Here is a 7,454-nt window from a genome sequence, read left to right on the forward strand (position 1 = left end):
ACTAAACTCCGTATATCAACTTGTCGTACAGCCTCGACAAGACTCCAGCAAGGAGGGCTGCGGCGACGTCGTCGGCGTACATCGGCAGATCGGCCAGGGGCCCCGGTTTCTCTCTATCTATCCAGTACATCATCTCCACAGCCTTGAACCCGTTTATGTACTGGGCCAGGGCCACCCCCAGCGCCTCGTCGGCAATAATCTTCTTGCTGTCCCCCGCGTGCTCCTCCGCCGTGAGCCCCCGGTGGCAACCAGCCGCGGCCTTGGCGTCTAGCTCCCCCGCGGCGTATATAAAAGCCCAGACATTGGGATCGGCCAGGTAGGCGTCCAGCATCTCCTTCACCGCCTTGCCCACATCCCCGGCTCCTGGGACGGGGGCCCTGGAGTATATCTCCATAGCCGCGTTTAGCAAGTCGCCGTAGCCCACGCCGAGGTTCTGCCTAAGCTCCCAGTCGACCCCCAAGTCGCCGAGCGCCTTCACCACAGCCTCCCGGACAAGCCTATATAGCTCCTCCCCCACATCGGTGCCCAGCCCGACGTAGCGCTTGGCCGCCCCGCCCGTCGCCACGACAGCCACGGCGTCTGAGACGTCGCCTCCCACCCTACGGCCCCCGCGCCTAATCCCCAAGTCGCACGCGGCCACGGCCTTGGCCTCTGCGGCGAGTCTAAAGGCGTCTGCCAAGGCCCTGGCGTCGGGCTCTATGCGCATTACAGCCAAGACGTTGATGGTGTTGCCTAAACCAGCGGTGGCCACCACGTCCACCCAGCCCCCACTAACCACAGCGTGGCGCCTCTCCACGTCAACCGCTGTGTAGAAATTTAGGTAGTCTGGATAAGCCCCGGCCTCCATTTCGCCGCACGTCGCGCGCCCCCGGACCTGCCTAAAAACGGCGCCCTTGACTCGCCTAAGCCCGCCGTCTACGGTCGAGGACAGGGCGAGACCCGGCGCCTCGACCCATAGCCCGCCCTCCTCCACCCTCACCCCGGTCATAACAGCTTGGCGATGTAGTAGCCGCCGAAGTCCATCACACCGCCGCAACGGTACTCCACCCTCACGTCCCCAACCCGCACAACTTGGCTGTGGTATTCGCCCCTCTCTCCGATGGGGTCAACCCCAAGCCTCTCCAGCAACCCTAGGAATTCCAACACGTTTTCTCCATTGACCTCTTTACATATCAACTCCCTGTGGAAGGCGCCGGTCACTACGAAATCCATATGCTTGACCTCTTCCATGAGAACCTCCCGCGGGTCCCTTCCCCAGAGGGGTTCCTTGAGCTCCGCCCCAACGGAGTCAGCCAGCTTCTTCATGTAGGCCAGGTGGTCCTCCACGGCTTGGTCGCCCGCTACCAGGACGGAGGCGCCCAGCCTCTTGAGCAAATCCGCCTTGTAGTTAAATTCCCGGCCCTTGGGCAACGGCGCCGCTATTACGGGAACGCCCAACGCCGCCGCCAGCTCCAGCGCTTTGCCTATGTTTACGATATGCGGCGAAGGCCGCGGAAAGCTGTATATGGAGAAGAAGAGGAGGTCCACCGGCTTTTCCAGAAGATACGCGTAGACGCTGTCTTTGCCGCCTGAATAGAATGCTATTTTCATCGTGTCGAGATCTTCAGACTTTTTTTAAATATTGGCTTAACATCCTTTATATATAGGAGTTTTCTAGCGTGTGATACTGGATAAGTTGAGAGACGTAGCGCTTAGGGAGCCGTGTGAGGCTGTTCTCTTCTCCGGGGGCGTCGACTCCACCGCCGTGGCGTATGTACACGCCCCGGGGAGGCCGTTGCTTATAAACATCCAGCTCCTCGGCGGAGGGGGTAGCGACGTCCAGTACGCTGTCGCCGCCGCCGAGGCGCTCGGCATGCCTCTAGTGGTGAGATACGTAACTGTGGAGGAGGCGCTGGGGGCAGTTGCCGAGGTTGTGAAAATTCTCCGGGTGTTTAATCCCATGGAGGTGGTGAACTGCGCCGCTGTTTACATCGGCCTCTTGGAGGCCAAGATGCGCGGCTTTTCTAGAGTCTGTACGGGGGACGGCGGAGACGAGCTCTGCATCGGCTACGACTTTATGTTGAGAAAGGGAGTTGACGAGCTGGCCAGCTATCTACGCCAAATGCGGGGCCGGTGGTACTTCTGTAGTTTTGACATCGGAAAGGCCCTAGGCGTCTCTGTAAAAGCCCCGTTTCTCGAGATAGAGGAGTTCCTCATGTCAATCCCCCTCGAGGAGAAGATAAAGTGCGGGGTGGGGAAGTGCCTACTGCGCCTTGAGCTCGAAAAGGCGCTGGGCGGGGTGGGGCGCCGGAGGAAAGACCCAATTGAGGTGGGTAGCGGCTTCAAGAAACTCTACGACGTACTCGCCGCGCGGGGCAGAGAGGTTCATGTAGATATCCCGGTAAAAGGCGCCGCGAGGTATCTCTACCACCTATTCCGCAACATGGGCTTGTCCTACGCGCGTGAAGGTGCAAGGCCGTGTCCTGTATGCGGCGCAGAAACCGACGGGAGGTACTGCAAAATGTGCGGCTGGTACGCCGGCAACCCTGCGTAGAATAGCTACGCCAGTTTTGGTTATTTTTTTAAAAATTTAATATTCTCCTTCCTATGGATGTTCTTGAGGTTCCGGGTTGCCCCCAGGGCTCTATTGAGGCTGTGAAGTATATTAAGGAGAGGGGGCCTGAGGAGCTGGTTGTTAAGACAAGTGACGAGGACTGCGTAAAGGTCCTTAGACTAATCCTCCCCCTCTTCCGCTACGTCGTTGTGGATGTCTGGCGGGAGGGGGAAAGGCACGCCGTCAGGGCTAGGCGGGCGAGGTCTTGAAGCGGCATTCTTCACATAGGTATACGTGGTCGTGGGGCAACCCCCTAGACTTGAGGCGCTCCGCCAGCTTCCTCGCCATGGTCTCCGTGTAGGGGAGGGGCCTGCCGCATGAGACACACCTAGCCGGGGCGTCGCGGTACAGCGTCTGCGTCTCGTACGGCTTCTCCACGGCTCTTCTTAACACCTTGATGACCCGCTCTGGGCACTTGTCGGCGCATACGCCGCATGCTATACACAAAGCCGGTACTATCCTCAGCTCGTAGCCTTTCAGAGCCAGGGCGTTTGTTGGACAGACGTTGACGCACGCCCCGCACAAGGTACAGCCTTGGGCTACCTCTAGCTGGCCGACGGGCATTCCCAGGGCCGCGGCCAGCATCCTCGTCTGCCACCTATCCCCCGGCTCCAGGTGGGCTCTCGCCGTCTTCACCACGAAATCTCTCCCCTCTCTATCCAGTCCCTCTGCCCACCTCGCCGCTGCCGGCCACAGGTGACAGCTCTCGCCTCTTGAGCAGTGGGCCCGGGCCTCGCCGTGTCTCGCCGCGGCGAGGTAGAGGTACTGCTTTGGAATTGCGGCGATGCACTTAACGCGTATCCCCTCCTCGTCGCCGTCTTGGAAGGCGTAGTCGCAGATAAACCTAAGCGGCGCCGGGGCGGTCTTTACCAAGTCCGCGAGGTAGGCGTCGGGGAGGGAGGGCATCTGCACGGCATCAACGGGGCACACGGCGTTGCAGAGGCCGCAGTCGATACAAGACTCGTACCTCACCCTCGCCACGCGCCTCTCCACGTACTCAAAGGCGGAGGCTGGGCAGAGCGAGGCGCAGAGGCCGCACCATATACACCTGTCCTGCCTCACCGCCACAGTGTCCCTCAGCCTCAGGAAGCCGCCCGTCAGCAGATCTCTGCGAGTAGCCGCCTTCGCCTCCGCCGGCGGGAGGAGTTGCCACTCCGCGGAGTCCACATGCCTCTCGGCCACCGATCTGAACCAGTCGCCGTGGGGGCCGCGGTATGCGAAGTAGAGAGGAGTCTGCGAAAGGTACTTCGTCAAGTCGGATCTGCCACTTACAACGAGGACAGAGGGCTTATCTCTTCTAATCACCTTATCCTGTACACTTCGCCTTTTAAATTTATCTTTTTACCATTTCAAGAACCTTCTCCCTCAGCCCCAGCCTCTCTTCACAGAAGAGCTTCTTATCCATCTCCTCGACGTGCCTCACCACCGGCTTGAACTCCATCTTAGCCAAGATGTCTTTCTCGAGATCGACGCCTGGGGCTACCTCCACGAGCTCCAGGCCGCTTGGCGTCAGTTTGAACACCGCCCGCTCTGTGATGTAGAGCACCTCCTTCCCCCCCTCCAATGCGTACCTCCCGCTGAAGACGATCTTGTTGACGCGCTCCACGAATTTGACAATGGGGCCGTCCTCGGCGATTGCCAGCCTGCAGTCCTTCACCGCTATGTTCCTCCGGCCTGCGGTGAACCCACCGGCGAAGTACACCCTGGGGGAGCCTGTCGAGATGACGGGGAACCCGCCGGGCCCGGGAAGCCTCCCGGGCATAAACGACGGGTTGACGTTGCCCTCCTTGTCAATTTGCATAAACCCCAGCGAGGTGGCGTCTATCGCGCCGCCTTCGTACACGGTGAATTGATCGGGCATTGGGATAATGGCGTAGGGCCCCATGGCGACTCCGAAGTCGACGTCCATGAGGGCGACTCCTCCCCAGGGCCCCGACTCGACGGTTAGGTGGATGAACTCGTCTAGCCTCTCCTCTCTAACGATGTCAGCTACCATCGTAGGCGTGCCGATGCCGAGGTTGACAATCACGGGTCGCCCCAGCCTCCCCACCAAGTTAACCAGCTCTACGGCAACCCTCCGAGCCGCCACCCTCTCGATAGTTAGCTCCACCGGCTTGTACGCCGCACTGTAAGGCGCGTCGCCGCTTAAGACAGGGTTGAAGTCGAAGGAGCCGCTCTGCCAGTGGTACTTCTCCACCTCCGAGCCCCGCTTAGTAACGACGATGTAGTCCACTAAGGGCCCCGGCACCACCACGTGCTTGGGGTGGATCTCCCCCAGCGTCACCGTCCTCAGCACTTGTGCGATCACGACGCCGCCGGGGTGGGCCTTGGTCGCCTGCACCACGGCGAGGACGGAGCCGTATATCGCCTCCTGCTCCATACTCAAGTTCCCAATCTCGTCAGCCGTCGTCACCCTCACCAGAGCCACATTCGGCTTGGGGGCTCTGTAAAGCAGGTACTCTCTTCCATGCACCTCGTATAGCTCAACCGTGACGGTCTTCCTCTCCCTAGCCAGCTCGTTTAGAAAGCAGTTGTCCTGCCGCGGGTCTACAAATGTACCTAGGCCCACCCGGCTGAAGAGCCCCGGCTCCCCGGCGGCAACGGAGCGGAACCATCTAGCGGCGATGCCAATGGACCAAGTGTAGGCCTCCACCAAGTTCTTCATGACGGCCTTCTGCAACTCCGGCGCCCAGCCGTAGAACGGTAGCAGAAAGCCCCTCACAAAGTCCTGGTGCGGGTCTTCCAGGATCAGCTTCCCAACTTTGTCAAGACCAAAGCCGGGTATTGCGGGGAGGGTGTCCGAAATTATGAAAAGCCCCCTCGGGTGCCCCGTCTTCCTATACCTCTCTATCAACTCGTCAATTAGGTAGAAAGGCGCCGTGGCGGCGTTGAAGCCTGTAATAGCCACCACGGCCCCATCTGGAATTTTAGAGACAGCCTCAGCCCCCGACACAAATTTCCGTGCCATACCTAGACACACGTAACGATTCTAATACTTTAATATTGACTGATTATAGGACAGAATTCATTTTTCGTCGAAATCTTCATCATCTATGGTTTTCAACCCGGTGAATTACGATAGTAGGTTTAAAATCTATTTCAGCTTTACTTTGCAGTCAATTTAACTGCATCTTCTATATTACATATTAAAATACAACCTTGAAGTACACCATGTTTCAAAAACTTTAGCTCACCACCGGCAAGAACTACTACAGCCATGACAAGCCTTTGCAATACTTTCTCAACAACCTCAATTTTAAGCCCGATACAGACCTGGACGCCTTAGGTCACTACGTCTCTACGAAAATGATAGAAGAGGCGTACTACGTCGACCACTACGCGAAGCCTTGTCTTAAAGATGTGGAGCGTCCGCGGCGAGGAGATAAACTACGTAGAGGTGTCGCCCAGCCATCTCCAGACTCTATACGACTTGTTGAGACACGGCGTCGTTTCGAAGACGATCACAGGTGAAAGAGATCTATTGTACCACTTCATTTCTGGCTACGTCATATCCGACGCGGGCTTCTTCTGCACAATCACACTCACCGAGCAGACGGCGTATGGCCTCGCCAAGTACGGAAGCGACGAGGCTAAGGCCCTGTATCTCCCCAACTTCTTGAAAAGAGAAAAGCCTTGGATGGGCGCCACCTTCTACACAGAAGTACAAGCCGGCAGCGACCTAGGCGGATTGGAGACGGTTGCTCAACAGAGCGGGGAGGGAAAGTGGAGACTTAGAGGAATTAAGTACTTCACCTCCAACGTGGGGCTGGCAGACGCCGCCATAATAACCGCCAAGCCAACGCCGCCCAGGCCCGGCGCGAAGGGAGTCGCCACCTTCTTCGCCCCAGCCTACCTACCAAACGGCAGACCCAACTGGAAAATACTCAGGCTAAAAGACAAACTGCGCACGGTCACCGTCCCAACTGGAGAAGTAGAGCTTAGAGATACCGAAGCCCACCTACTGGGGACCCTCGACATAGGCATCTACATCGCGTTGGAAATTTTGACAATAGCCAGGATCGACAACTCCACAGCCGGCCTCGGCCTGGCGAGGAAGGCTCTGTGGGAGGCGTATCTCTACGGAAACGAGAGAAGAGCCTTCAGAAAAAGACTGGTGGAGCACCCGCTTTACCTCCGCGACTTGGTGGAGATGGAGGCCAAGCTACAGGCAACGCTTTTATACACGCTCACCGCCGCGAAAACCTTCAGCGACGTGGCGTATGCAGAGAGGCCCCCCTACAGCCCCGCCTACCACTACGCAAGGCTCCATACACACATAGTGAAAAACCTCGCCGCCTGGACCTCAATAGAAATAACAAGGTATTCCATGGAGGTTATGGGCGGGATAGGCTTCTTGGAGGAGTTCCCCATGGCGAAGATCCACAGAGACGCGCTGGTCACGGCGATTTGGGAAGGCACAAGCAACATCCAGTCTCTCGACATGGCCGAGGCCTTCTACCGCAAAGACGCTGGAAAAGCCCTACTTGAGGACCTAGCAACTAGGATAAACAAGCTACGCGACGAAGAGGCGAGACACAAACTCACAGCCGCCCTACAAAATATCAAAGACTTTGCGACAGAGGCGTTGAAAGACGGCGTAGAGCTACACTCGAAAAAACTACTAGCCATGTTGGGGAAAGCGGCGGCCGCTACCTACTACCAGGAGTGGGCAGAGGACTCAGGAAAGCAGTGGGCAACCGCCCTAAGCAAGATTTACCTCTATACAGAAGTCATAGACAAGTAGATCGACTCAAACCTAGTGAGAAAAGGAGGCGAGGGATTACAGTGGATGCTATAAACGAGGTTTTTCAGCCTCGGCAAAAATGCAAAAAACAAAAGTAGGTTCTATATGCTGAGCAAC

7 protein-coding genes are annotated in these 7,454 nt (G+C 57.7%); 3 read left to right on the forward strand and 4 right to left on the reverse strand.

All coding sequences use genetic code 11. The annotated features are described in order from the left end of the window. Nucleotide 1: 1 nt before the first annotated feature. Both cbiS and ACP5J3_RS01175 read right to left on the reverse strand, forming a co-directional pair. On the reverse strand, nt 2-988 hold the full coding sequence (gene cbiS, locus ACP5J3_RS01170) for a bifunctional adenosylcobinamide hydrolase/alpha-ribazole phosphatase CbiS (protein WP_428493975.1): 987 nt from the start codon (nt 986-988) through the stop codon (nt 2-4). After that, nucleotides 985-1,590 carry an ATPase gene (locus ACP5J3_RS01175; RefSeq protein WP_428493977.1) on the reverse strand — a complete coding sequence of 202 codons (606 nt, stop codon included), beginning with the start codon at nt 1,588-1,590 and terminating at the stop codon, nt 985-987. The genes cbiS and ACP5J3_RS01175 overlap by 4 nt, the downstream gene beginning before the upstream one ends. A gap of 70 nt (nt 1,591-1,660) precedes the next feature. Here ACP5J3_RS01175 and ACP5J3_RS01180 point away from each other — a divergent pair, with 70 nt between their 5' ends. Then, on the forward strand, nt 1,661-2,533 hold the full coding sequence (locus tag ACP5J3_RS01180) for an asparagine synthase C-terminal domain-containing protein (protein WP_428493978.1): 873 nt from the start codon (nt 1,661-1,663) through the stop codon (nt 2,531-2,533). 53 nt (nt 2,534-2,586) lie between these two features. Then, nucleotides 2,587-2,802, forward strand: coding sequence for a hypothetical protein (locus ACP5J3_RS01185; protein WP_428493979.1), 216 nt, complete (start codon nt 2,587-2,589; stop codon nt 2,800-2,802). On the opposite strand, the gene ACP5J3_RS01190 is transcribed toward ACP5J3_RS01185, so the two are convergent. Continuing rightward, entirely contained in the window at nt 2,783-3,898 is a 1,116-nt protein-coding gene (locus ACP5J3_RS01190) for a 4Fe-4S binding protein (protein WP_428493980.1), read from the reverse strand. The two genes, ACP5J3_RS01185 and ACP5J3_RS01190, sit on opposite strands and share 20 nt — an antisense overlap. A gap of 28 nt (nt 3,899-3,926) precedes the next feature. Then, the gene (locus tag ACP5J3_RS01195; protein ID WP_428493981.1) at nt 3,927-5,561 is read right to left on the reverse strand and encodes an acyl CoA:acetate/3-ketoacid CoA transferase; all 1,635 of its coding nucleotides are present in this window, start codon (nt 5,559-5,561) and stop codon (nt 3,927-3,929) included. 390 nt (nt 5,562-5,951) lie between these two features. Here ACP5J3_RS01195 and ACP5J3_RS01200 point away from each other — a divergent pair, with 390 nt between their 5' ends. After that, on the forward strand, nt 5,952-7,337 hold the full coding sequence (locus tag ACP5J3_RS01200; RefSeq protein ID WP_428493982.1) for an acyl-CoA dehydrogenase family protein: 1,386 nt from the start codon (nt 5,952-5,954) through the stop codon (nt 7,335-7,337). Nucleotides 7,338-7,454: the final 117 nt, after the last annotated feature.

Origin of the sequence: Pyrobaculum sp. (assembly GCF_049971835.1) — an archaeon.
In the GTDB taxonomy this organism is placed as follows: Archaea; Thermoproteota; Thermoprotei; order Thermoproteales; family Thermoproteaceae; genus Pyrobaculum.

What these genes read in the sequence shown, in the direction of transcription:
- cbiS (WP_428493975.1), bottom strand. Translation starts at nt 988, where the DNA reads ATGACCGGGGTGAGGGTGGAGGAGGGCGGGCTATGGGTCGAGGCGCCG.
- ACP5J3_RS01200 (WP_428493982.1), top strand. Translation starts at nt 5,952, where the DNA reads ATGTGGAGCGTCCGCGGCGAGGAGATAAACTACGTAGAGGTGTCGCCC.
- ACP5J3_RS01185 (WP_428493979.1), top strand. Translation starts at nt 2,587, where the DNA reads ATGGATGTTCTTGAGGTTCCGGGTTGCCCCCAGGGCTCTATTGAGGCT.
- ACP5J3_RS01195 (WP_428493981.1), bottom strand. Translation starts at nt 5,561, where the DNA reads ATGGCACGGAAATTTGTGTCGGGGGCTGAGGCTGTCTCTAAAATTCCA.
- ACP5J3_RS01175 (WP_428493977.1), bottom strand. Translation starts at nt 1,590, where the DNA reads ATGAAAATAGCATTCTATTCAGGCGGCAAAGACAGCGTCTACGCGTAT.